21 protein-coding genes and 1 pseudogene are annotated in these 23,776 nt (G+C 48.9%); 18 read left to right on the top strand and 4 right to left on the bottom strand.

The window, feature by feature from the left end; translation table 11 throughout:
* Positions 1-70 precede the first annotated feature (70 nt).
* Positions 71-286 carry a hypothetical protein gene (locus ACFPXP_RS15555; RefSeq protein ID WP_379895242.1) on the top strand — a complete coding sequence of 72 codons (216 nt, stop codon included), beginning with the start codon at positions 71-73 and terminating at the stop codon, positions 284-286.
* 16 nt (positions 287-302) lie between these two features.
* Here the strand turns inward: ACFPXP_RS15555 and ACFPXP_RS15550 are convergent, their stop codons facing one another.
* A complete protein-coding gene (locus tag ACFPXP_RS15550) occupies positions 303-1,913 on the bottom strand; it encodes a PucR family transcriptional regulator (protein ID WP_379895241.1) in 1,611 nt (536 codons plus the stop codon).
* Positions 1,914-2,123: 210 nt separating this feature from the next.
* Here ACFPXP_RS15550 and ACFPXP_RS15545 point away from each other — a divergent pair, with 210 nt between their 5' ends.
* From ACFPXP_RS15545 to ACFPXP_RS15520, 6 genes are all read left to right on the top strand, one after another.
* On the top strand, positions 2,124-3,041 hold the full coding sequence (locus ACFPXP_RS15545; protein WP_379895240.1) for an NAD(P)-dependent oxidoreductase: 918 nt from the start codon (positions 2,124-2,126) through the stop codon (positions 3,039-3,041).
* A gap of 249 nt (positions 3,042-3,290) precedes the next feature.
* Positions 3,291-4,598 carry an ABC transporter substrate-binding protein gene (locus ACFPXP_RS15540; RefSeq protein ID WP_379895239.1) on the top strand — a complete coding sequence of 436 codons (1,308 nt, stop codon included), beginning with the start codon at positions 3,291-3,293 and terminating at the stop codon, positions 4,596-4,598.
* A 68-nt stretch (positions 4,599-4,666) separates the two neighbouring features.
* Complete coding sequence (locus ACFPXP_RS15535; protein ID WP_379895238.1) at positions 4,667-5,623, top strand: carbohydrate ABC transporter permease; 957 nt, start codon at positions 4,667-4,669, stop codon at positions 5,621-5,623.
* 7 nt (positions 5,624-5,630) lie between these two features.
* Positions 5,631-6,518, top strand: coding sequence for a carbohydrate ABC transporter permease (locus tag ACFPXP_RS15530; RefSeq protein ID WP_379895261.1), 888 nt, complete (start codon positions 5,631-5,633; stop codon positions 6,516-6,518).
* A gap of 16 nt (positions 6,519-6,534) precedes the next feature.
* On the top strand, positions 6,535-7,614 hold the full coding sequence (locus tag ACFPXP_RS15525; RefSeq protein WP_379895237.1) for a Gfo/Idh/MocA family protein: 1,080 nt from the start codon (positions 6,535-6,537) through the stop codon (positions 7,612-7,614).
* A complete protein-coding gene (locus ACFPXP_RS15520) occupies positions 7,611-8,453 on the top strand; it encodes a hypothetical protein (protein WP_379895236.1) in 843 nt (280 codons plus the stop codon). Before ACFPXP_RS15525 ends, ACFPXP_RS15520 begins: the two co-directional genes overlap by 4 nt.
* 86 nt (positions 8,454-8,539) lie before the next feature.
* Here ACFPXP_RS15520 and ACFPXP_RS15515 read toward each other — a convergent pair whose 3' ends face one another.
* Entirely contained in the window at positions 8,540-10,024 is a 1,485-nt protein-coding gene (locus ACFPXP_RS15515; protein WP_379895235.1) for an N-acyl-D-glucosamine 2-epimerase, read from the bottom strand.
* A gap of 249 nt (positions 10,025-10,273) precedes the next feature.
* Between ACFPXP_RS15515 and ACFPXP_RS15510 the strand changes: the two genes are divergently transcribed.
* Positions 10,274-10,699, top strand: coding sequence for an NUDIX hydrolase (locus tag ACFPXP_RS15510; protein WP_379895260.1), 426 nt, complete (start codon positions 10,274-10,276; stop codon positions 10,697-10,699).
* Positions 10,700-10,809: 110 nt separating this feature from the next.
* Here ACFPXP_RS15510 and ACFPXP_RS15505 read toward each other — a convergent pair whose 3' ends face one another.
* On the bottom strand, positions 10,810-12,552 hold the full coding sequence (locus ACFPXP_RS15505; protein ID WP_379895234.1) for a stalk domain-containing protein: 1,743 nt from the start codon (positions 12,550-12,552) through the stop codon (positions 10,810-10,812).
* Positions 12,553-12,884: 332 nt separating this feature from the next.
* Between ACFPXP_RS15505 and ACFPXP_RS15500 the strand changes: the two genes are divergently transcribed.
* The 7 genes from ACFPXP_RS15500 to ACFPXP_RS15470 all read left to right on the top strand — a co-directional run bounded on the left by ACFPXP_RS15500 (position 12,885) and on the right by ACFPXP_RS15470 (position 20,587).
* Positions 12,885-13,541 carry a hypothetical protein gene (locus ACFPXP_RS15500; protein WP_379895233.1) on the top strand — a complete coding sequence of 219 codons (657 nt, stop codon included), beginning with the start codon at positions 12,885-12,887 and terminating at the stop codon, positions 13,539-13,541.
* Between the two features lie 66 nt (positions 13,542-13,607).
* On the top strand, positions 13,608-15,377 hold the full coding sequence (locus ACFPXP_RS15495) for a cache domain-containing sensor histidine kinase (protein WP_379895232.1): 1,770 nt from the start codon (positions 13,608-13,610) through the stop codon (positions 15,375-15,377).
* Complete coding sequence (locus ACFPXP_RS15490) at positions 15,352-16,914, top strand: response regulator transcription factor (RefSeq protein ID WP_379895231.1); 1,563 nt, start codon at positions 15,352-15,354, stop codon at positions 16,912-16,914. The genes ACFPXP_RS15495 and ACFPXP_RS15490 overlap by 26 nt, the downstream gene beginning before the upstream one ends.
* Positions 16,915-17,031: 117 nt before the next feature.
* On the top strand, positions 17,032-18,345 hold the full coding sequence (locus tag ACFPXP_RS15485; protein WP_379895230.1) for an ABC transporter substrate-binding protein: 1,314 nt from the start codon (positions 17,032-17,034) through the stop codon (positions 18,343-18,345).
* A 148-nt stretch (positions 18,346-18,493) separates the two neighbouring features.
* A complete protein-coding gene (locus ACFPXP_RS15480) occupies positions 18,494-19,393 on the top strand; it encodes a carbohydrate ABC transporter permease (RefSeq protein ID WP_379895229.1) in 900 nt (299 codons plus the stop codon).
* Positions 19,394-20,236 carry a carbohydrate ABC transporter permease gene (locus ACFPXP_RS15475; RefSeq protein WP_379895228.1) on the top strand — a complete coding sequence of 281 codons (843 nt, stop codon included), beginning with the start codon at positions 19,394-19,396 and terminating at the stop codon, positions 20,234-20,236. It begins immediately after the preceding gene.
* 30 nt (positions 20,237-20,266) lie between these two features.
* Positions 20,267-20,587 carry an L-rhamnose mutarotase gene (locus ACFPXP_RS15470; RefSeq protein ID WP_379895227.1) on the top strand — a complete coding sequence of 107 codons (321 nt, stop codon included), beginning with the start codon at positions 20,267-20,269 and terminating at the stop codon, positions 20,585-20,587.
* Between the two features lie 29 nt (positions 20,588-20,616).
* Here the strand turns inward: ACFPXP_RS15470 and ACFPXP_RS15465 are convergent, their stop codons facing one another.
* Entirely contained in the window at positions 20,617-20,751 is a 135-nt protein-coding gene (locus tag ACFPXP_RS15465; RefSeq protein ID WP_379895226.1) for a hypothetical protein, read from the bottom strand.
* Between the two features lie 167 nt (positions 20,752-20,918).
* Between ACFPXP_RS15465 and ACFPXP_RS15460 the strand changes: the two genes are divergently transcribed.
* The 3 genes and pseudogenes from ACFPXP_RS15460 to ACFPXP_RS15450 form a co-directional block, all read left to right on the top strand.
* Complete coding sequence (locus tag ACFPXP_RS15460) at positions 20,919-21,872, top strand: carbohydrate ABC transporter permease (RefSeq protein WP_379895225.1); 954 nt, start codon at positions 20,919-20,921, stop codon at positions 21,870-21,872.
* The gene (locus tag ACFPXP_RS15455) at positions 21,869-22,690 is read left to right on the top strand and encodes a carbohydrate ABC transporter permease (RefSeq protein ID WP_379895224.1); all 822 of its coding nucleotides are present in this window, start codon (positions 21,869-21,871) and stop codon (positions 22,688-22,690) included. Before ACFPXP_RS15460 ends, ACFPXP_RS15455 begins: the two co-directional genes overlap by 4 nt.
* A gap of 97 nt (positions 22,691-22,787) precedes the next feature.
* Positions 22,788-23,681: pseudogene (locus ACFPXP_RS15450) on the top strand (ABC transporter substrate-binding protein); the annotation flags it as partial.
* Positions 23,682-23,776 lie beyond the last annotated feature (95 nt).

Raw genomic sequence — 23,776 nt, 5'->3', positions numbered from 1 at the left:
GGGTGGATGGAGCCATCCGCGATCGACAAAACAACACAGAACTGTTTGTGGATGAAAGGGGAGATGCTGTATGTCGGCATGGCATGAAAATTATATGGAAGAAAAGAAAATCATCGATACGTTGATCTCATCGGGCTTTCAGGTGGATCGCATTATGGAACAGCTTGATGGGGACTGGGTCCGCTTTATACCGACGAAAGGCGAGGAAGAGCCGCTTGAAATCCGGCTGTCGACCGCCGACGCACGCAAATATTTAGGTGCCGTCTGCATCGCGCAGCTGCGGTAGCCCGGACCATCCCTTTTTAAGTAATCGGACCGTAGAGATATTCATAGGCGAATAAAGCCAGCTCAATCATAAGTCGTTTCTCAGGACTCGTGAAATCGTCACCCATCAGCTCACTGATTTTATTTAAACGATGGTACAGCGTTTGGCGGACGATAAATAGTTCTTTGGCGGTTTCCTGCTTTGCGCACGATAATTGCAAATACACCTTTAATGTTTTTAACAGCTGGGTGTTTTTTTCTCGGTCGTATGGAAGAAGAGAGCCTAAATAATCCTGTACCAGTGCGTATAGCTGGCCTGATTTTTCAAGGCTTGATATGAGTCTGTAGACATGAAGCTCATTGTAGAAAGGGGTTGGCAGTGTACCGACAGTTTTCTGAATATGGATGGCTTCCAGGGCCGTAACGTAGCTCCTGTGCAGTTGGGTCATCTCAGCTTCGGCCGTGCCGACTCCTTTGATGCCGGAAAAAATAGCCGTTCCACCGGATTTGTCTGTTTTTTGGAGCTTGCCGATCGTACGGCGCACCATCTCAATCCATCGGTTTCCCTCCTTCAGATGGGCAAGCACGAAGATAAGATGCTGCTGACTCAAGGTGGGGATGATCACGATTCCGATTCGTTCAAAGAGGGATCGGGCAACGATCATCCGTTGGATGAGGAGTGTCTCAAATTCGGGAGATCGCAGTGTTTTTCGGTCGATTTCGAATACGCATACCGAGAAGAGGCCAATGCTGGCGTCTGGGCGATGCGATGGAAAAAACTCGCGTATCTCGCTCTCCTTCAGCTTTCCGTCCAACCATTCTTTCACCCAACCGTTTTCCTTATACCTTTTTCGCTCCTCCAAGTACATTGTACGCATCCACTCTTGGGCGACCGCCGTAGCGCATCGATCCAGTGCAAGAATGTCAAATTCATTCAAATCATGCTCGCCCTCCATGACCAAATCCGCGCACGTTTGGTTCATGACGTCGATGGGGCGGACCGCACATGTTTTCGAGTTCCCGCCATAATCCTGAGATTTTAGAAGCTGTAGGTGCGCGAGCTTGTTCTTTTGAACCTCCTTCGGCAGGGGAGGGATGAAAATAGCTGTATTGTCTATAGGAATAAAGGAGATTTGTTTTTTCGTTTTATCATGGAGTAGGCGGAGCAGGGAAGTGAGTCCTTTGCCGCTTAACAGTATACGGTTGAACTCGTCGGTTAATTGATCCAGACTGGTCACCATCAGATGGTGGCGATTAATGAAATACGTATGGAGGTCTCGGGTGATATCGACGTACTTCACTTCTTTATGAAATAAAATGAGTGGGAAGTCATGCTGAAGTGCGAGCTCCGTCATGCGTCCGGAGGGTCTTTCAGTATAGATGCCAAGCTCAATGCAAAGTCCGGCTGCGTCGTTTTCAATCAGCTCCCGCAAAAAAGCCAAGCTCGTTTCTTCCTCATCATGCCAGCCGATGCCGGTTGACAAGATGAGCTCACAGCCGTTAAGAAGCTGGCCCACTTTGGCCACTTCCATAATGTGGACCCATTTAACGGGTCGTTCTAATGCCTTTTGACTAGCAATAATTTCAGCATCTTGAAAATAGGGCCGGGATAACAGCTCATGAAGTTTGATGGGATCATTGCCTTCCATGTCATAAAACCTCCCTTATGTATTGCCGAAAATATCGTAATTTTATAAAAAACGAAGTAAAAAGCAATATTAAGGTCCGTTCAGACGAAAAATCAAAGTTGTTTGTTATATTTTATTACATCAATTTGTCCTGTGGCTACAACTTTTTTTGTTCATACGAGATGACAAGCATGTTATCAATAATTCAGTTGTAAAGAGGAGCGAGGTTCTATGAAGATCGTAGTGCTTGGTCCGGGCTTGATGGGTGAATCGATGGCGAGGCTGTATCTTCGTGCCGGCCATGAAATAGCTGTGCTGCAGCATCGAAATGCTGAACCGGTAGACCGACTCGTGTCAGAAGGCGCAGCACGGATTGAAGATCTGGTTCAAGCGGGCACCGATGCGGATATCGTGTTCTGCATGCTTCCGAATTTGCCGGAAATCGAAGACCTGTTGTTTCATCAGGGTTTGTCTGAAGCGCTGCGATCAGGCAGCTTGTTCCTTAATATGAGCACCGTCTCGCCCGAAGGGATCCAGTCTGTTGCCGAAAGGCTGGGTGAAAAAGGGATTGACGTGCTGGATGCTCCTGTAAGCGGAGGGACGGCCAAAGCGGCCTCCGGAACGCTGGCGGTTATGGCTGGTGGACAGCGGCAGGTTTACGAGCGGTATTTGCCCATCTTAAGCATTGTCGGAGAGAACATCTTCTACACCGGTCCTGTGGGCACCGGACAGGTGATTAAGCTGTGCAATAATTTGCTGGCGGCAATGATCATGACTGCGAATGCAGAAGTGTTGGCCATGGGGGCCAAGGCAGGTGCGGATGCCGAGCTGATCCGGGAAATTGTACTGCAATCGACCGGCTGCAATCGAATCCTTGCGGACTGGATACCGCGTACCATACTGCAAGGCGCATACACACCGGGATTTACTCTGCGGCTGATGCAGAAGGATGTGGATTTAGCGATGCAGCTCGGTCATTCGACCGGTACGCCGCTCTTTCTAGGAGCGTTAACGAAGCAGCTTCTCCGAATGGCAGAAGGAGCAAGCGGGGGGAATGCGGAGCTTGATTTTTCAGTCATTGCGAAGCTGTATCAGGATGTGGTGGATGTGGATTTAGCGGAAAAGAAAAGTCCGGTGGAAGCTATATAGCTCTGTAAGAAAGGGGGATAGCCCCCTTTTTTATTTTTAAAATTTTTTTAACGATGACATATAACCCAGATGTGGTGCTCATACACATGATAACAGAGGGAATTCCATCGACAAATGGAAGAAACCTTCACACGATATGACAAGAGCAGCAGGTGAGCATGAAAGGCATGTTGGGGGTGGTTTGCGGAAATAACGGGGTCTGGATCTTGTTAGGTGCGGAGATGAGCAAGCAGAAGGAGGAGTGAGAGCATGAGGAAAAAGGTGATTGGCTGGAGTCTGGTCTGTATTCTCATATTCACGATCGCAGCAGGATGCTCGAACAATAATGAACAGGAAGGCGGAAATGCCAATTCGGATTCGAATAACGGCGGGGATGCGCCGGAAAAGGTTGAGCTGAGCTTCTGGTACGGCTGGACCGGTCCGGAAGCGGAGGCGCTGGAGAAGCTGATTGCGAAATGGAATGAGGCAAACCCAAACATTCAAGTCAAAGGGCTGTCACAGAGCGATTATCAGAAGCAGCTTACCGCGATTACAGGCGGCAATCCACCGGATATCGCGTCTCAATTCGGACAAAACGTTGTCCCTTGGGGGGACCGGGGGGCCATGATGCCGTTGGATGAATATATCAGCAGGGACGGCGTCGATTTGAACGATTTTGTACCGGCCGCACTGAGTTCCTCTCAATCCGATGGTGTAACGTACGCTCTGCCTATTGCGATGCACGTTTCGATGCTGTTTTACAACAAGGACATTTTGGCGGAAGCCGGCTATGACGGACCTCCAGAAACGATTAGTGAACTGAAGGAGTATATCACGGCGCTGAGCGTAGAGGAAGATGGACGTCTGACGCGTTTGGGCTTGTGGCCAGGAATGGATGCATATACCTTTACGTATGCTTACGGCGGCTCGTTTTATGACGAAGCGTCCAAAGAAGTGACTCCGGATCATCCCGGTGTTAAATCGGCCATCGAGTTGGCTAAAGGGATATGGGACCAATTTGGTTCAGATAATTTGGATCGATTCTCCTCAGGTCTTGGTCAATATGCGTCTGCACAAAATCCATTTTTCTCCGGGAAATATGCGATGACGATTGACGGAGAATGGCTGCCGACGTTCATTAAGCAGTATGCGCCCGACTTAAACTATGGCATTGCCCCGATTCCATACGACGAGAGCAATCCGGAATTGAAAAATGCAGGCAACGTGACGACCAGCGTGTTTTACATTCCGGATGGCGTGAAGAATCCGGATGCGTCGTGGCAGTTTTTAAAGTGGCTGATTGAGCCGGAACAGATGGCCGAATTCACCGCTGCACTCGGCAACCTGCCGACAAGGTCGTCAGCGTTCGGTAACCCGCTCTATAATGACGTTCCGGGCTTCAAGGAGTTTCTCGATTATTCGTCGAGCCCGAACCTTCAGTCTTTTCCGGCGACGCCTTTTGCCAATGAATACATGACCGAATTCGGAGTGCAGTATGATGCCATCCTGCGCGGCAAAGTAAGCCTTGAGGAAGGACTGCAAAAAGTGAAGGAAGAAATACAGCCCTTGGTGGAATAAGGCTTTAAGTGTTGGATCTAATCCGCTGCTGTGGATTAGATCCAATGCATACAAAGGAGGGAGAGCTTATGAAAGCTGACGTATCTGCTGCAGTGCGGCCCGTGAAACGAACGGCGTGGTCCAAGAAGGAGAGGCACTATTTCTGGATCGGTCTAGCTTTTGCATCTCCTTGGATCATCGGGTTTCTTGCTTTTACCGTGTATCCGTTCTTTGGTTCGCTGTACTTCAGTCTAACGGACTATGATCTGTTTAATCCGCCGAAATGGGTCGGACTGGACAACTACCAAGAAATTTTCGAGGATGACAGCTTCTATAAATCGTTCGGCAACACCTTTTTTATGGCGTTCATTTCCGTTCCGATTACGCTGACTTGTTCGCTGCTGATTGCGCTGCTTTTGAATTTCAAGGTGAGAGGCATTAATTATTATCGGACGATTTTTTATTTGCCATCGGTGATTCCGATTGTAGCCAGCGCACTGTTATGGACATGGATGCTAAATCCCGAGTTCGGCCTTATTAATATGACGCTTCGCGCATTAGGATTGCCGGATCCAGCTTGGCTGCAGGACCCGAACTTTACGAAGCCGTCACTGATCCTCATGAGTCTTTGGGGTTCCGGTGCGGGTGCGCTCATCTTCTTGGCGGCGCTTCAGGGCGTGCCGAAACAGTTTTATGAGGCGGCTGAGGTCGATGGAGCGGGAAGCTGGCGGCGGTTTTGGCACATTACACTTCCAGCGCTCTCGCCCATTATCCTATTTCAGCTCATTATGGGTCTCATTGGGGCGTTTCAAATATTCACCGAATCCTACATATTGGCAGGCGGCAAAGTAGCCGGCGGTAATTCGCTGGGCGGACCGGATCAATCCTTGTTGTTTTACGCCGTCAATCTGTATCAAGAAGCTTTCGTTTTCCTGAATATGGGCTATGCATCGGCACTTGCGTGGATCTTGTTTATCATTGTGCTGTTGATTACCCTGATCGTCTTTAAGACCTCCGCTCGCTGGGTCTATTATGGAGGTGAGTAGGATGAATATGGATGCATCCAGCTCGGTTTCTAAGGGATCGGCACGAACCCCCGGCCCGAGAAGAGGCTTGAACTACAAGCTTCGCACAAGCATACTGCCGCACATCGCGCTGCTCTTTTTCGCCGTGATTTTTCTATTTCCGTTTGTTTGGCTTTTTTTAACTTCACTGAAAACACCGGATGAAATATTTGAACTGCCGCCGCGTATTTTCCCCAGGGAGTTCCAATGGTCGAATTATTCCGCAGCGGTAGAAGCGATTCCGTTCTTTCGCTACATGCTGAATACGTTCATCATTTGCTTCATTAATATTATCGGGCAGCTGTTTGCCGCACCGCTCGTCGCTTATTCCATTGCGCGGATTCCTTGGAAAGGAAGGAATATCATCTTCACGATCGTGGTGGCGACGATGATTCTGCCCTCGCAAGTGCAGCTCATACCGCAGTATATCATTTTTACGGAGCTTGGCTGGGTCAATACGATTGTGCCGCTGACGATCGGGGCATTCTTCGGCGCACCGTTCTTTATTTTTCTGCTTCGGCAGTTTTTGTTGGGCATTCCAAGGGAGCTTTCGGAGGCGGCTAAGATCGACGGGGCATCGGAACTGCGTATTTATGTGCAAATTATTTTGCCGCTGCTTAAGCCGGCGCTCGCGACAGTGGCTCTCTTCTCGTTCATTTGGTCCTACGTCGATTTTATGGGGCCGCTCATTTATTTGAACGATTCGGCGAAATGGACGATTACCGTCGGTCTGCAGGGATTCCAGCAGGATCATGGGGCACAGTGGGAGCAGCTTATGGCGGCGGCCACCATTATGGCGGTACCAATGATTTTGTTGTATTTCTTCGCACAAAAATATTTCATGCAATCCGGTTCAGCTCTAACCGGGTTTAAATAAGAAGGAGGACCAAAGGATGGTCAAAACGAAAGTGGCAGTCATTGGGTGCGGTACGATTGCAAACAGCGCACATATTCCGGCCTATTTGGCGAATGCAGAAGCAGAGATGAAATACTTTTGCGACATCCGAGTGGAGCGTGCGCAGCAGGCGGCGGAGAAATACGGATGCGGCGAGGCGATCGCCGATTACCGCATGGCGCTGGCTGATCCGGAGGTGGAGGCGGTATCGATCTGCACCCCGAACCACATGCATGCGTCGATTGCCATCGATGCGATGCGTGCAGGGAAGCATGTGCTTTGTGAAAAGCCGGCAGCGAGAACGTATGCCGAAGCGCTGGAAATGCAAAAGGTACAGCATGAGACAGGGAAGGTGCTGAATATCGGGGTCGTCAATCGCTTCAATACGGCCGTCAATGTCATCAAGAACATGATCGATGGGGGAGAGCTCGGGGAGCTATACCATGTGTATGTCAGTTTTCGAGCGCATCGCTCCATTCCGGGCCTTGGCGGTGATTTTACGACGAAGGCGGTAGCCGGAGGCGGTGCCTTGATCGATTGGGGTGTGCATTTTCTGGATATTGTAATGTACTGTACCGGGGATCCGCAGCCGAGGACGGTGACGGGCCAGGCATACTGCAAGCTGGGAAAAGAGCTGGAGCAGTATACGTACATGAATATGTGGGCGGGTCCGCCGAAGCTGAACGGAACATATGACGTTGACGATTTTGTCACAGGGATGATTCGGACCGAAGGACCGACGATCACGCTCAACGGAGCCTGGGCGCAGAATATCGGGGTTGAGGAAATGTACATTGGTTTTTTAGGTGATCAAGCCGGCATTCGGCTGCAGTACGGGAAGGACTTCAAGCTGTACAGCGCGAAGCACGGTGCACTGCTGGAGGCGACGCCGGCCTTTCAGTCCACCGATCATTTTCAAAACGAGATTGACAGCTTTTTGAAGTGCATTAAAACGGGAGAGAAATTGCCTTCGCATATCGATACGGTGATATTGTCGTCCAAAATCATTCAGGGAATTTATGATTCTTCAGAGCGAGGTGCCGAAATCGCATTCGATCAGGAGGAGGCGCGGCAATGAAGAAGATCGGCTTTATCGATTACTTCCTTGATGAATGGCATGCGAATCAATACCCGGAATGGATTCGGAAGGCCTCAGGCGGACAGATGGCCGTCTCTTATGCGTACGGATTGAAGGATGCGGATCGAGGCCTGAGCAACAGGGCATGGTGTGAGCAACAGGGAGTGGCGCTGCTGGATTCGATTGAGGCGGTGGTCGAGCAAAGCGATCTGCTCGTTGTGCTGTCTCCTGACCATCCCGAGCAGCACGAAGCGTTGGCTCAGCTGCCGCTGCAGTCGGGGAAGCCGACTTACATCGATAAGACGTTCGCACCGGATCGGAAGACAGCAGAGCGCCTGTTCGAGCGGGCGGAACGCTGCGCTACGCCGCTTTATTCCTCGTCAGCACTGCGTTATGCCGCAGAGTACGCGGAATTGAAGCGGGAAGGCATTGAGACGATCGCCAGTTGGGGGCCGGGCAGCTATGAAAATTACTCGATTCACCAGATCGAACCGATCATCGCTTTGATGGGGAGTGATGCGGCGAGGGTGATGTATACCGGTACATCAAGGTCACCTGCGCTGCTGATCGGATTCGCCGATGGACGGCAGGCGAGCATCCATCATTTCGGCTGGGAGTGCCCGTTCCAGATAGCAGTGAAATATGAATCCGGCAGCAGTGTGGTCGTAAAGCCGGAATCGGATTATTTCCAATTGTTCATTCAAGATTTAATTGCATTCTTTGAAACGGGAAAGCCGTCGGTGCCGCCGTCCGATACGGTTGCGATTATAACGTTGATCGAGTATGGATTGAAAGCGATGGAAACACCGTATACGTGGATAGAGCTTCCTAAGTCATAGAAAAAAGGACTTCCGATGTTTGCTTCGCAATCGGGAGTCCTTTTTTTCGTGTATTGCATGAATTTTTGGGACGGGCCCTGCCGTGTCTAATGGTTTTTCTTGCCGACGGTTACGATTGTGCCATCTTCTACCTTGTTGGCTGGCGCTGTCTTGTTATACAGCCAATAGGAAGGCGTATCGGTGACGTGCTCGATGCGCAGCTGGAATGACTTCTTCGGCAGTGCGTTCGAAGAGATGATGATTCGATTGCCGTCTACGATAATATCGTCCGGAGCGACGGGTTGTTCTCCTGTCCCTGTCACGATCATGAGGCTCCCTGGAAGCTTGGCGGATGCTTCATCTACACGCTTCTGGAACGAAATGACCGCCGTATCGTGATCGGGCCGTGTCACGGTGACAGGTCTGGGCGCTTCATCATAGATATATTTTCCGAGATGGTACTCATACGCCGTCCACGTGCTGAAGCCCATACCTAGTGCTGCTTCACCCAATGATTCATACCAGTCACGATCCTTCACCATATAGAGTCCTGAACCGATATCGGCTTGAACGCCTAACGGAAGGTCAGGATGAACGGCCCTAATTTGATCAACGAAGTTCTGGTAGCTGTGAATGTACTGCGGCGGAAGCGCGTCTTGAGATTTCATCCAATCCGGCCAATGCGTCTGGAGGAAATGAATATCCGGTTCTACCGCGGAAATCATCGCAGCTGCATCTAAGCCTTGGATTTCCCGCAGCACGTCTACAGAATCGGGCCCCGCATCAATCGCAAGAGACCAGGTCGCGACGAGAATATCTTTTCGCGCATCCCGCACGCCTCCCTCCCCGTTGATGATTTCATCTAAAAATCCGTTCACGGTGTCCACCCGAAACTGAACCCAATCTTCGTACAGCGCCTTGTTCGTCAAATAATAATCCGGGTCGCTTGGATCTGTGAAATTAGGAATTGATTTTCCATACTGCTCTTCAAATGCAGCCTGCGCATTCGGACCGACATCCCCATATACGCCGCGGCTGATGCCATTCCATTCGGGGAAATAAGGCTCGGCGATCTCGATGCCATCGAAGGGGATTTCGGAGACGATTTCAGCTAATTTTTGCTTCTTCCATTTTACATAGTTTTCATTATGCGGAGAAAAGCGGTAATAACCATCATTCACCGGTGTCAGCAGCTCCATCTGCCACTGCGGCCATTCCTCAGGGAATCCTTGGACGGAGTATGAGCCATTGCCGAGCACGAGCGCCCATACGGCCAGCCCACGTTCTTGGAATGCTTCAACAAGCTCGCGGTTCACGTTGTTTTCGTTCACGACGAAATAGCGAACCGATCGGTATCCATTCTGTACCATTTCGTCAGCAATGGATTCAACCGATCGATCTTGATAGTACAGAAAACCCGGATCAATCTGGATGGTCGGGCCTTGCAGGGCTGCTTCTTTTCGTTTCCCGTAAGGGATACCCTCCTTCGCATCGGTATGTAGGACTGGAATGGCGATGAACAGAGATGCCACGAGGAACAGTACAGCCATTTTGTGCAGCGAGCCGCTCAGCGGTAATCGTGTCGAACGCATAAACACTCCTCCTTTATAGTGGACCCTATCATTTTGGCAGTTACAGGATATTGGTTAAATCTATGTGAACGAGCAGTGAATTATGTATGGAGACAAGCGGGAGGCAGCGAATTTATTTCTATTGAGAGGCATTGGGATTCAAGCTAGAATGGAAGAATATTCAGTAGATTGCACATCGATGCTTGAACATGATAAGTAGACATCATTATCAAATTGGCCGAGCCTAGAGCTTAGAGAGGATGAAAAAAACTGAAGAGAGTGGATGTTGTTTACGCCTTAATTACAGATGAGTCGAAAACTCGCGTCCTTATGGTGAACAATAAGGACAACGAAACTTGGACACTGCCAGGAGGCGCCGTGGAAGCAGGGGAAACACTGGAGAAGGCGATGATCCGTGAAGCGAAGGAAGAAACCGGACTGGATGTAAGAGTACACGGCATTGTTTCGGTGAATGAGGCTTTCCTTGAGCGCAGCAAGGAACATGCCCTGTTTATGACGTTTAGGGCAGAGATCGTTGGGGGAGAGGAGAAGATTTTCCGACCGGATGAGATCGGAGAAATCCGCTGGGTCGACCTTCAGCAGGCAGATCAGTGGATGCCGTACTATAAGGAAGGGATCAGCGGCATCGTCCGCAGCAAAATGGAGATTATTTATTTCGATGAAGGGACGGTATAATCAATCGATTTTAGAAGGATGATCTCGATTGCAAAGGGAGCTCCATCGGATCATGATCGCCGTGGAAGCTCCCTTTTTGACGAATGTATTAAGATAATGGATCGTTTGTTTTACTCTGAAGCAGGTGTCGTTTGTATAATGACCGTTTGCGTGCTGCTGTCCCATTTTACATCCGCGCCAAGCGCCTCGCTGACGAAGCGGATCGGCACCATCGTCGTTTGGTTAACGACGGCAGGTGCGGCGTTCAATGTAACATTCTGGCCACTCATCGTCGCTTGCTTGGAACCAATCCTCAGCACCACCACAGTGCCGTCTTTCTCAGAAGTGACGGTTTGCGTCGCTTGATCCCACTTGATTTCACTGCCCAGTGCTTCGAAGATGGCACGCATCGGCACCAAGATGTTGCCGTTGTGATTCACGGGCGGCTGCTCGTACTGCTGCAGAACGCCATCGATTTCTACGTTAATGGCAGAGAAGCTGGCTATCGGTACGCGGCTGCCATCTTCATTGTAAATCACTACGGAAGCTCGGGCTGTTCCAGATGTAAGTATGAATTCATATATACCCGCTTCACCGCTCGTGAAATATGCATCATCCGTATGAACTGTCATTTGCTGGCCTTTCGAGTTGTAAGGCACGATTTTAACGGTGACCTTTTGGCCTTTGTTTCCGTTCGTCAATGCACCGGTAATTACTTTTCTACCGTCCTTTTGGTATATGCCGTAGCCCCAACCCTTGGCGTAGCCTTCTGTACCTTCCGTGTATACACGAACAAACTTGACCTGCGAGCCGGCGTTCAGCACCGTCTCGAAAGTGCTGATTTCCTTGCCCACGAAGTAGCCGGAGCCGCCGCTCACTTCAATTAATTGTCCCTTGGCATCGTAGCCGTGTACAATGACACTGACCGTCTGGCCTGAAGAACCGTTCTCAACGGCTGCGGTGACAATCCGCTTTCCATCCTGAATGCGGGAACCGTGGGACAGCAGCTTCAGATCGATCGAGTCGCCTGCGGCAAAAGCCTTGACGGACGCGATGTGAGCCCCGGCATCAAAAGTGACTTCATAGTTGCCTACCTCATGTCCGGTTAAATATTGGTCAGCCGATGTGGTCTCGATTAAGACGCCGTTCTTGTCATAGCCTTCGAACACCACTCCGACATTTTGTCCTGAGCCCCCGTTTTCTACACTCGCAGTGGCTTCGAGTACGCCATCCTTCAGAACGCTTCCATAGTTTATCAGCTCGAAATGGCTTGCGTTACCCGTCACCTCTACTTGTACGGAATCGATCAGATCGGCATGCTTGAGCTGAACAGTGAAGGTGCCGGGCTCATTGGATGTTAAATAATTGTCAGCGCCACGAACTTCAATCAGTTTCCCGTTCTTGTCGTATCCGGAAGCAACCAAGCCGATAACTTCCCCAGCCCCGCCGTTTTCGACAGCTCCAGTCACTTCAAGGTAGCCGCCGCTCATTCGGCTTCCGAAGGCTAATAAGGAGATTTTGCTTTGATTTCCTGTCGGGATCACCTCAACCGATTTGACAAGCGCCCCGCTGTCTAGAAATACCTCGAACACGGCGGTCTCGTTGCTGGTAAGATAATCGTAGTTCGTTTTTACCTCAATCGGATTACCCTGCTCGTCGTGACCAACAACGGCGACACCGCCTTTTTGACCTGATCCTGCGTTATGTACATCGACGGTGACTTTCATTTTTCCGTCTACGAGTTCGTGCTCTGAGCTGATAATTTCCATTTGTCCAGCAGCCTCGGCGGTTGGTGCAAAGCTGCCAAGCGTTAAAATGAACGCGAGGATACCCAGCCATACTGCTTTCATCCATCTGCTTCGATTCGTTCTCAAATAAATTCCCCTCCCCTAGTCATATGTGAACCAAATTTCATTATAGGAACTAGACAATTTGAAAGTGAAGATGCTAATAGGTTCAGATTTCCTTGTTAAATCGACAGATATCGACGGAGTCAGCAAGGTCCGAATGCACTATGTCCTTGTCGTACCTCGGATGCATGTGATCAATCAAAAGGCCTGCTGCTTTCGTTTTGGGGAGCAGGAAAATGAAATGAGGGGGATATGAGGTGATTATGATATAATATTCTTGCTTCAGGATGATGCCATTCATTAAAATCTAGTAACAAGGCATTGCTAGATTGCTCATTGAGGAGGTTCGACGGTTCATGCTTTCTTACATGATGCAAAAGCTGTTTTATCGTTCTCCGTCGGTGGAAATGGATATTGAGCAGGAGCAGTATTTTGAGAATCTGTTGAACCACATGCGGCTTTATCCTCATAAGCCGATAACCGCCACGCTTCGTTATCCAAAGCATCATTTTCTCCATTACCTGTCACATCAGCTGGACGTCGTGTTTCACGGCTCCAATCATATAGATATTGAACGATTTGAACCGCGTGAGCAGACGCTGTATAACGGGCAGTGGACGAAATCCGTATTTGCCACGACGGACCCGATTTGGCCGATGTTCTATGCTGTACTCGATCGTGCCAAGGTTCAAGGAAGCTTTCGCAACGGCTGCCTCGTGCATAAGAAGAAGAGATATCACTTTTATTCGTTGAACCCGTCGACGATGAGAAGCAGTCCATGGACGTGCGGGATGCTCTATATTTTGCCGAAGGCGTCTTTTACTATGGCAGGAAAAGGCAAGCTTCGTTTCGATGAATGGGTGAGTTCAGTGCCGGTGAAGCCGATAGGCAGAATTCAGATACACCCGGAAGACTTTTTCTTTATCGATAAAATATCGACGCACGAGGACCATGAGTCTTTGGCCAAAACTTGGCTGTGCTATAAGAAGAGAACGGCAGGAAGAAGCAAATAAGATACAATCTAGTGGAATGGAAGCTGTGGCGTTGATTGAAACCATAGGAGGGAAGTGCAGAATTAAATGAAAGCGCTTTACCGGAATTTGCGAATCAAGCACAAATTGTTCATTCTTATTTCGTTTGTTTTGCTGGCATTCAGTGGAGGCTGCCTCGCCATTCTTCAATATGCCTTTAAAGTGTACAACGAAGAGTTCTACAGGCAGTCGGCCCAAGCCCTTAACGTATCCTCCAACGGGATCGAAAATGAGCTTAGAAAGATGGAACGGCTGTCTTACCGAATCAGCACCGACCCCATGGTGCAATCGTATTTGATGCAAATTCAAAAAAGCGTTTCTCTTTATCAGCAATTCGTGTTGCGTGCCAACCTAAAGGAGAGAATGATCGAAATTGCGGGCACGGATAAGTATATTTTATCTGCGCATATGTTCGACGTTCATGGTAATGAATCTGCGATCGGGAATCAGCAGATCGAGATCTCGCGCGAGCGCATGGAGCAAATCAAGGCAGAGGCCTCGCTGGAGGAAGGAGGGAACCGCTGGGTCTTTCCGGATGGATCAGACCGCGCATTAATTGCCGCCAGAGCCGTCCGGTCTTATGAGAATTTGGAGCTGGAGCGGCTCGGCACGCTGACGATACGGCTGGATCTAGAGGAAATTTTCTCGGATTATTCCAGAGGGATGAAAGAAGGGGGGAGCTTTCTCATTTGGAATGGCGAGCAGCAGCTGTATCCGCATGACGAGAAGATTTCGTCCAAGCCGCTGAGGATGAATTTGGAACATTCCGAAGGCTACCAAATCGTAAAAATAGAAGGCGACCGATATTTTGTTACTTATGCTCCCTCCGGTCATACGGAATGGACTTATATGATTCTGACTCCCTATGACAATTTGTTTCAAACGATAGTGCTTGTAAGAAATGCGGTGCTTGGGGTATTGGCGGCATCTTTTATCATCGTGATGTTTATTGCCTTTCGTTTTGCCCGGAGCATTACGATCCCGATCGAACGGTTGAATATGAAAATGAAAAAGGTTCAGCTTGGAAATTTTCAATATTCCGAAGAAGAGGAAGAGGAGGATCGGCGGCTGCCGATGGATGAATCTGGGCAGATGCATCGCAACTTCCGTATGATGCTGCAGCGGATCAATGAGCTGATCAAAGAAAATTACGAATCCCAGCTCGTCATGAAGGACTCAGAATTCAAGGCGCTGCAGGCGCAGATCAATCCGCATTTCTTATATAATACGCTCGATTCCATTCATTGGACATCGAAAATGAGCGGCGAGCTGCAGACAGCCCGTATGGCGGAATGTTTAGGCTACCTGCTTCGCAACTCGATCAGCTTTCAGGAACCGATCGTTTCGCTCGAGCACGAGCTGAAAATTCTGGACAGCTATATTACGATTCAGAAATACCGATTCGAGGAAAGGCTGAATTTTCATAACGATATTCCTACGGAACTGTACAGCTGTACCATCCCGAAGATGACGCTCCAGCCGCTGGTGGAAAATGCGATTCGCTACGGCGTGGAACAGCAAATTCATGGCTGTGAGATTCGCATCTCGGCGGTGGTCCATCAGAATCAGCTGCTTGTGACAGTGTCCGATGACGGTCCCGGAATGGAGCACGCTTTTTTAGAAAAGCTTCGCAAAGGCGATGCGGCACCCAGAGGAACGGGGATTGGCCTGCGCAACATCCAGGAACGCATACAGATGCTCTTTGGCGACGAATATGGCATTTATATTGAAAGCGAAAGATTCAAAGGAACTCAGGTGCAGATCAGGCTGCCGTACGAAAGGGGAATCGGACATGTACAAAGTGCTGTTGGTGGATGATGAACGAATGATATTAGAGGGCATCTCCCGTATGGTGGATTGGGCTTCGGAAGGTGCAGAGCTGAGCGGAACAGCGCGCAACGGGATCGAAGCGATGGATTGGATATGTGAGCATACGCCGGATATCGTGATCACAGATATTCGAATGCCTGGAATGGATGGTCTCCAGCTCGTAGAGAAATGCAAGGAGCATGACGAAAGCATCGAATGTATACTTCTGTCCGGCTTCAATGAATTTGACTATGCGAGACAAGCGATGCGCTTCGGAGTCAAGCACTATTTGTTGAAGCCCTGCAGTGAGCAGGCGATCCAAAAGGTGCTGCGAGAAGTGATCCTCGACCTGAAGCAGCGGGAAAACCGAAAGGATTTCCTCCGCCATTTACAACAGGAACTGAACAAGGTGCTTCCGCATGCCAAGCAGCAGTTTTTGAAGGAACTGGTCACGAACAAAACATATGGCGTAAGGGATTGGGAGAATTACAGACGGCTGTTCGGCTTGTCGGCGGATCAAGGGGAAGTTCGCCTGATGCTGTTTCAGCTGGAAGGAGCGACCCAATATGAGCATATGTTCGCACTGCAAAATATTGCCGAGGATATTTTAGGGAAGGATATTCTGCTTTTAAGTACAACGATTGGTCAGCATGTACTGATTTTGATTAAAGACGCGTATGAGCCGGAGCTGCTTTTCCATCATATTGAACAAATCCGAAAGACGTTCGCCGGATTTTACCATATTGAAACAACCATCGCTCTTAGTGAAGCGGGAAACATAACACATGCCCGTCGAATGTACCGGGAAACGCTGGAATGTCTTCATCATCGATTTTATTTGGGGGAAGGGGGTCTGATTACGAAAAAGGATATTGGGGACCCGATGCAGCCTGCGTCTAATGAAACCATCACCTTCCCGTTCGATGAGGATAAGATTGTACTGCTGATCAAAGCCGGAAGATGGCACGATGTGGAAGAGGAGCTCCGGCATATATTTGATGTTCTCAGTGAGTGGAGATTGGAGACGACCGTGGCGAAGTCGTATTTGATTCAGCTGTATCTCTCGATCATTCGTCAAAGCGGTTCGGAATCGATTCAGAAGGATCTGCACGAAGTCGCACGGATGGAGCAAATGGACACGCTGCAGGCTCTGCGAGATTTTATCGTTTCCGCAGCGGAACGCATCACCATGAGTCATTATCAGCAAAACAAACGCAGGCATTCCTCCATTATTCAGAAAGTGCTGGATATCATTCACAGCAACCTTGGCAATCCAAGACTTTCCCTTCACTGGGTCGCAAGTGAAATGCTGTACATGAACGAGGATTATCTCGGCAAGCTGTTCAAAAAGGAAACGGGTGAAAAGTTCTCAGGGTATGTCATGAAACTGCGGATGGAGCACGCGGTGGAGCTCATGAAGCAGCAGGAGTTGAAGGTGTTTGAAATTGCAGATCGGCTAGGATTCGAAGGCAATCCGCAATATTTCAGCAAGGTTTTTAAGAAATATACGGGATGCTCACCGACAGAATTTTTGAGGTCTCCGTAACGGAACCTCTATTTTTTATACAAAAGGAACGGTTATTTACCTTTTAAGAAAGCGCTTAAATTTCTAAAATGATGTCAGATGCATCACAATGGTGCGTAAAAAAGGGGAGGGTGTTCAATGAAGAAAGCATGGATCTTGTTGTTAGCTCTAACGCTCATATTGTCACTGGCTGCATGCGGAGGCAATGAGAATAACATCGCATCAGGCAGCAACGGAAATAATGGAGGGGAAGGTTCTGGTGAACCGGAAGAAATCACGCTGCGAATTGCTTGGTGGGGAAGTCAGCCGCGGCATGACTATACGTTGAAGGTTATTGAGATGTATGAGGAACAAAATCCGCATGTCAAAATTGAACCCGAATATGCAAGCTGGGACGATTATTGGAAGCGGCTCGCGCCGCAAGCATCCGCGAACGAGCTTCCGGACATCATTCAGATGGATCTCTCGTATATATCCCAATACGGTGGACGAGGACAGCTGGCAGACTTGACACCTTATCTGAATAAAGAAATTGACATCAGCGATATTAGCGATACGGTTGTATCCGGCGGCAAACTAGGCGATAAGCTGTACGGATTTAATCTCGGTGTGAACGCGATCGGTTTCCACTATGATCCGGAGCTGCTGAAGAAGACAGGCGTTGAGAGTATCCCGGAGGATTGGACATGGGACGATTATTATGAATTGGCTGGAAAAGCGAAGGACGCGGGCGTTTATATGGATACGAGAATGAGACCGGAAGTGTTCTTTGCTTACTACCTGCGTACGAAAGGCAGCACGCTTTATGCCGCAGACGGAACTTCTCTCGGATATGAAGATGACAGGTTGTTTATCGACTTCTTCCAGCCGCTTACGGAGCTGGTGAAGGAAGGGGCGATACCATCTCCAGATTACGTAGCACAGGTGAAGGGCATTGAGGATGATCCCGTGGTGAAGGGCAATGCGATTGGCATTTGGCAGTGGTCGAATCAATTCGTCGGCCTGCAGTCCGTAGCCGACCGCCCGTTTGCGATGCAGCCGATGCCGGGTCCGGGATTGAAAGAAGGCATGTTCCTGAAACCAAGCATGTATTTTTCTGTTTCCGAAAATTCCAAGCATAAAGAGGAAGCGGCGAAATTCATCAACTTCTTCGTGAATGATGTGGAAGCGAACAAATTGATCTTAGGAGAGCGCGGCGTTCCTGGATCCAACGTGGTGAAGGAAGCGCTCAAGCCGCTGCTGTCGGAGCAGCAGGTACAGGTATTTGATTATGTCTCTTGGGTTGAGCAAAACAGCAGCCAGATGGATCCGCCGGATCCTGTTGGTGCAGCTGAAATCATGACGCTGCTGGGAGACTTGGTGGAGCAAATGGATTACGAGCAAATTTCCGCGGAGGATGCGGCTGCGAAGTTCCGCAAAGACGCGAATAATATCTTATCCCGCAATAAGTAACACGGGGCAGCAGGAATACCAGGAAATTGGAATTCATTTTGATACAAGAAGTGATAGAAGGCAGCCGGAATGGTCTCACTGTATATGAGATCATCCGGCTGCACTGTAATACGAGCTTGGAAATCATGCCTTAATGGGAGTTGGAGCGATGAAAGCGAGAGTGTTGCGAAGGCATTTAACCGGGTATGCGTTTATTAGCCCGTTCATCGTTGGTTTTCTGTTGTTTACTTTGATCCCCGTGGCCTATTCACTCTATTTGTCTTTTACAAGATACGATATGTTTACATCACCGGATTGGGTTGGAATCGATAATTACAAAGAAATGTTTCTAAATGACAGCAATTACTGGCAGTCCGTCAAAGTCACCTTCATCTACGTATTCGCAGGGGTGCCGCTGCGTCTTGCGTTCGCTTTATTCGTGGCGATGCTGCTCAATACCGCTTCCCGTGCCATCGGCTTGTACCGGACGCTGTACTATCTTCCTTCGATTATCGGCGGAAGTGTAGCTGTAGGCATCATGTGGCGTAATATTTTTGGCGATGAAGGAATCATTAATCTGCTGCTCACGTTTCTTGGGCTGGAAAGCGTGCGCTGGTTCGGGGACCCGCTGGCTGCACTATGGATGCTCATTTTTTTATCGGTATGGCAGTTCGGCTCGTCCATGCTCATTTTCCTAGCAGGATTAAAAAATATTCCGGCGAGCTATTATGAGGCGGCCAGTGTAGACGGGGCAAACGGTGTTCAGAAATTTTTCAAGATTACCCTGCCGATGCTGAGTCCGGTTATTTTGTTCAATACGATTATGCAGACGATCGCGGCCTTCATGACCTTCGTGCCCGCGTTCATTATTTCCAAGGGAACGGGCGATCCGCTCGGCGGGACACTGCTTTACTCGCTGTATCTGTTCAAGCAAGGCTTTGAATATTTCCGGATGGGCTACGCGTCTGCAATGGCTTGGACGATGCTGATTGTTATCGCGATCTTGACCGCGATTTTATTCCTCACTTCCCGTTTCTGGGTGCATTATGAGTCGAAAGGAGACCGCTAAATGACGACGAAACGGTATGTCAAACGTACACTGTATCATCTATTTTTGGCAGGCTTCGCATTTCTGATGCTGTATCCCGTCATCTGGCTGCTGATGAGTTCATTCAAGCCGAGCGAGACGATCTTCGTTACAGCCGATTCGCTCATCCCGGAGACTTGGATTTGGGATAATTACAAGCAGGGCTGGGAAGGGATCGGAGGATATTCTTTTCTCGTTTTTATTAAAAATTCACTCGTCATCGTCGCATTGTCGACCGTTGGACATGTCATTTCCTCCGCGCTGATTGCCTTCGGCTTTGCCCGGCTGCAGTTTTTCGGCAAGGGGTTTTGGTTTGCGATTATGATGCTGACGTTAATGCTGCCTTTTGAGGTCGTCATGATTCCGCAGTACATCCTGTTCTCCGAGCTCGGCTGGCTGAATTCGATTAAGCCTTTGGTCGTACCAAGCTATTTTGGCCATGCGTTCTTTATATTTCTTATGATTCAGTTTATCCGCACGATCCCGCAGGAGCTGGATGAAGCGGCGACGATTGACGGATGCGGCAAATTTCGGTTGTTTTACCGAGTGATCGTTCCATTGATTGCTCCCGCCATCGCAACGGCCTCGATTTTCTCCTTCTATTGGGGATGGGAAAACCTGCTTGGTCCGGTGATGTATTTGAACAGTCCAGGGAAATATCCGGTCTCTATGGCGCTCAAAATGTTCCTTGATAACGAAACGGTATCCAATTGGGGAGCAATGTTCGCGATGTCGATTGTGACCCTTTTACCGGTGTTTGTAGTGTTTTTCTTCTTCCAGAAATATATTGTGGAAGGAATTAGCACAAGCGGGTTGAAAGGATAATGGAGATGGAAAAAGAGGGAGGCATCTATTATGGAACATGTTGCATTCGTTTTAAGCATTGATCCCGCTCAGAAAGAAGAGTATTGGCGCAGGCATCAGCAGGTGGATCCTGAGCTTGAACAGCTGTTCGCTGAGGTTGGCATTCATCGGTACCATATCTTTTTTCACGAAGGAACATTGTTCGCGTACATGGAGGTCGACAACTTCGAAGAAGCGATGTCCCGAATTGCCAGTCATCCGGCCGATCAAAGGTGGCAGGAGTATATGGCGGATATGCTGAAGCTTTGGGAGAACGGCAGCACGAGCAAGGTCATTCCAGAAATGTATCGATTCGTTGCGGGACAGAAGTAATTTTTACCGACATATAATTATTTCCTAGATTAAAGGCGGATATCTTCGAAATCGGAGGTATCCGCTTTTTTATTTTGAATGAAACCATTTTTTGGGCGAACCGCATCGGATCGTGATGGAGCTTTAAGATCCGCTTTATCTTCGCCGTTTGGATGTCTGATCAAGAGAAACCTGCTTTATAGTGCAATGCTTGGAGCCCTTGCTGAAGGGCTCTATTTTAATGGCAGTTTATATAATCTTCATTTTTTTTTAACCTATAATTTACAAACATTTACATACACCTCATATTTTCCCTTTATACTGAACGGGTCAATGCTCAGGGAGGTGCCATATGACAAGGCCGAATGAACTCACCGTACCGAAGAGATGGTCTTCTGAAGCGGGGAAGAATAAAGCCGCACGTGCAAAATCGTTTCATTGGAAAGAGAATATGACCGGTTATTTGTTTTTGCTTCCATGCCTCGTCATCTTTAGTATCTTCTTATTCTACCCGCTGTTTCAATCAATCTATTTAAGCTTTCATATGACAGATCCGCAGGGCAGAGTTGCCGGCTGGGTCGGACTCGATAATTTTACCCAATTGTTTACGACGGACAAGTTTTTAAACAATTTGAAGGTGACGATGCAGTTTGTACTTTACACCGTACCCGCAGCGATCGTCTGGGCGCTGATCCTCGCGGCCTTCACACACCATAAGCTGAAGGGGATGAGCATGTTTCAGTTCATCTTCTCGCTGCCGATCGCCATTTCCGCAGGTACGGGGGCGGTGATTTGGACGCAGCTGTTTCACCCTACGACAGGAATGCTGAATTATTTCTTATCCAAAGTCGGGATAGACCCTGTATTTTGGTTGTCTGATCCTGCATGGGCGCTGATCTCGGTTTCAATCGTCACGGTTTGGATGAATTTGGGGTTTAACTACATCGTACTGCTCAGCGGCTTTCAAAGCATTCCTCAGGATATTTATGACAGCGCCAAAATCGATGGTGCAGGGCCCGTAAGGAGCTTCTGGAGTTTGCTGCTGCCGCTGTTGTCGCCGACGCTTTTCTTCGTGCTCGTTGTTTCTGTGATCGGTGCGTTTCAGACGTTCGCTCAAATCCACATCATGACCAAGGGCGGCCCGATGAATATGACCAATGTCGTCGTATACCAAATTTATCAGGATGCGTTCGTCAACTATCGGTTCGGCGAAGGGAGCGCACAGGCACTCGTTTTATTCGCGATCATTCTCATTTTGACGATGCTGCAGTTCAAAGTGCTGGAAAAGAAGGTGCATTATCAATGAGCAAATCGATACGCTTCATCCCTCTCTATTTCATTCTTATAGTGATGGCGCTCATCGTACTCTATCCGATCATTTATGTATTTTTATCCTCCTTCATGACGCCAGAAGAAGCTGCATTGTATCCGCCGAAGCTGTGGCCGGGCAGTATGTATTTCGGCAACATATCGGATGTCGTGGATACGGTGCCAATCGCCGCTTTCATAATGAACAGCTTTATCGTTTCGACAATCGTGATGGCTGGGCAGCTTATTACGGCGAGTATGGCGGCTTATGCCTTCACCTACATAAGCTTCGTTGGGAGAAATGTTTGGTTTGCTATTTTCTTGTCCACGATGATGGTCCCTTGGGAAGTGACGATTATCCCGAATTATTTGACTGTACGTGCATGGGGATGGACGGACAGCTATCAGGGTTTAACGGTTCCGTTCTTTGCGGCAGCCTTCGGGGTGTTCTTACTGAGGCAATATTTTATGCAAATTCCTAAGGAATTGTTCGAGGCAGCTAGAATGGACGGATGCGGACATGCCCGCAGCTTTCTGTGGATTGTACTGCCGCTGGCGCGCCCTGCGCTGGCGACACTTGCCGTCTATGTGTTTTTGAACACATGGAACAGCTATTTATGGCCGCTGCTCATTACGAATTCGGAGACGATGCGCACGGTACAGATTGGAATCAGCATGCTGCAGTGGGAGGAATTCATGTCTTGGAACCTTGTGCTGGCTGGAGTGGCGCTTATTCTACTTCCGTCATTGCTGCTGCTCTTGCTTGGATTGAAGCAGCTCGTGCGGGGAATCACAGCTGGCGCCGTTAAGGGCTAGACTCAGGAACGGGCATCACCGGGGTGTGAAGGCAGTGCTTTTTTCGCCCGGGTTGCTATAAAACTATACGAACCATGAAAGGGAGAGGAAACAGACGATGAAAAGAAGGTCGCAACCTAAGTTCATCCTTGTCGTCTTGCTGCTGCTTACGGTATTTGCGGCGGCATGCGGAAACAATGGCGGCAATAGCAGCAATGGGAACCATGCGAATACGACGGGGGCACAAGCTGCAGGCGAGAATACGGAGAATACGCAAAATACACAGAACGACACAAACGACGAGCCGGTGAAGGTCATTTGGTGGCATGCCATGGGCAATGAACTCGGAAAAGCTGTTGACAAGCTTGTTGCTGATTTTAATGCTTCGCAGGATGATTATGTGGTAGAAGCGATTTTTCAAGGCAGTTATGATGAAAGTCTGAATAAGCTGAAGTCTTCGCAGGGTACGGATCAAGCACCGGCCCTGATGCAGGTGTATGAGATCGGAAGCCGCTATATGATTGATTCCGGCAATATTACGCCGATTCAAAAATTTATTGACGCTGAAAACTATGATATATCAGATTTAGAAGAAAATATATTAGGCTATTATACGTTTGACGATCGGCTGTATTCGATGCCGTTCAATACTTCGAATCCGATCTTGTATTACAACAAGGATATGTTCAGGGAAGCAGGACTGGATCCAGAAAATCCGCCGACGACCTTCGAAGAAGTAGAGGAAGCAGCCAAGGCGTTGACGAAGGACGGCAAGTATGGGGCTTCATTCGCCATTTACGGATGGTTTATGGAGCAGTTCTTTGCGAATCAAGGCGCAGAATACGTGAATAACGGTAACGGTCGTACAGAACCTGCGACCGCTTCGCTGGTGAACACCGAGGCTGGGATCAAAACGCTGAACTGGTGGAAGGGCATGGTCGATCAGAAGATCGCATTGAATGTAGGCAGAAAAACGGACGATACAAAAACAATCATGGCTTTACGCCACATCCCCGGCATGAAAGCTAGGGGCTATGTTTCATTCCAGTACTAAACTCCAATACTGCTAATAACCGCTGTCGGAACAGGTACGCAGCTTTTTTTGGT

Source organism: Marinicrinis lubricantis (assembly GCF_042658665.1).
GTDB lineage: Bacteria > Bacillota > Bacilli > Paenibacillales > KCTC-33676 > Marinicrinis > Marinicrinis lubricantis.
Note: the sequence above shows the minus strand (reverse complement) of the source record. Positions and strands in the feature narration are given on the sequence as shown.

Excerpts from the sequence above, each read along its gene's own strand:
- ACFPXP_RS15475 (WP_379895228.1), top strand. The coding sequence starts at position 19,394 with ATGACGACGAAACGGTATGTCAAACGTACACTGTATCATCTATTTTTG.
- ACFPXP_RS15500 (WP_379895233.1), top strand. The coding sequence starts at position 12,885 with ATGCTTTCTTACATGATGCAAAAGCTGTTTTATCGTTCTCCGTCGGTG.
- ACFPXP_RS15495 (WP_379895232.1), top strand. The coding sequence starts at position 13,608 with ATGAAAGCGCTTTACCGGAATTTGCGAATCAAGCACAAATTGTTCATT.
- ACFPXP_RS15530 (WP_379895261.1), top strand. The coding sequence starts at position 5,631 with ATGGATGCATCCAGCTCGGTTTCTAAGGGATCGGCACGAACCCCCGGC.
- ACFPXP_RS15515 (WP_379895235.1), bottom strand. The coding sequence starts at position 10,024 with ATGCGTTCGACACGATTACCGCTGAGCGGCTCGCTGCACAAAATGGCT.
- ACFPXP_RS15555 (WP_379895242.1), top strand. The coding sequence starts at position 71 with ATGTCGGCATGGCATGAAAATTATATGGAAGAAAAGAAAATCATCGAT.
- ACFPXP_RS15540 (WP_379895239.1), top strand. The coding sequence starts at position 3,291 with ATGAGGAAAAAGGTGATTGGCTGGAGTCTGGTCTGTATTCTCATATTC.
- ACFPXP_RS15545 (WP_379895240.1), top strand. The coding sequence starts at position 2,124 with ATGAAGATCGTAGTGCTTGGTCCGGGCTTGATGGGTGAATCGATGGCG.
- ACFPXP_RS15525 (WP_379895237.1), top strand. The coding sequence starts at position 6,535 with ATGGTCAAAACGAAAGTGGCAGTCATTGGGTGCGGTACGATTGCAAAC.
- ACFPXP_RS15455 (WP_379895224.1), top strand. The coding sequence starts at position 21,869 with ATGAGCAAATCGATACGCTTCATCCCTCTCTATTTCATTCTTATAGTG.
- ACFPXP_RS15520 (WP_379895236.1), top strand. The coding sequence starts at position 7,611 with ATGAAGAAGATCGGCTTTATCGATTACTTCCTTGATGAATGGCATGCG.
- ACFPXP_RS15550 (WP_379895241.1), bottom strand. The coding sequence starts at position 1,913 with ATGGAAGGCAATGATCCCATCAAACTTCATGAGCTGTTATCCCGGCCC.
- ACFPXP_RS15480 (WP_379895229.1), top strand. The coding sequence starts at position 18,494 with ATGAAAGCGAGAGTGTTGCGAAGGCATTTAACCGGGTATGCGTTTATT.
- ACFPXP_RS15460 (WP_379895225.1), top strand. The coding sequence starts at position 20,919 with ATGACAAGGCCGAATGAACTCACCGTACCGAAGAGATGGTCTTCTGAA.
- ACFPXP_RS15535 (WP_379895238.1), top strand. The coding sequence starts at position 4,667 with ATGAAAGCTGACGTATCTGCTGCAGTGCGGCCCGTGAAACGAACGGCG.
- ACFPXP_RS15470 (WP_379895227.1), top strand. The coding sequence starts at position 20,267 with ATGGAACATGTTGCATTCGTTTTAAGCATTGATCCCGCTCAGAAAGAA.
- ACFPXP_RS15490 (WP_379895231.1), top strand. The coding sequence starts at position 15,352 with ATGTACAAAGTGCTGTTGGTGGATGATGAACGAATGATATTAGAGGGC.
- ACFPXP_RS15485 (WP_379895230.1), top strand. The coding sequence starts at position 17,032 with ATGAAGAAAGCATGGATCTTGTTGTTAGCTCTAACGCTCATATTGTCA.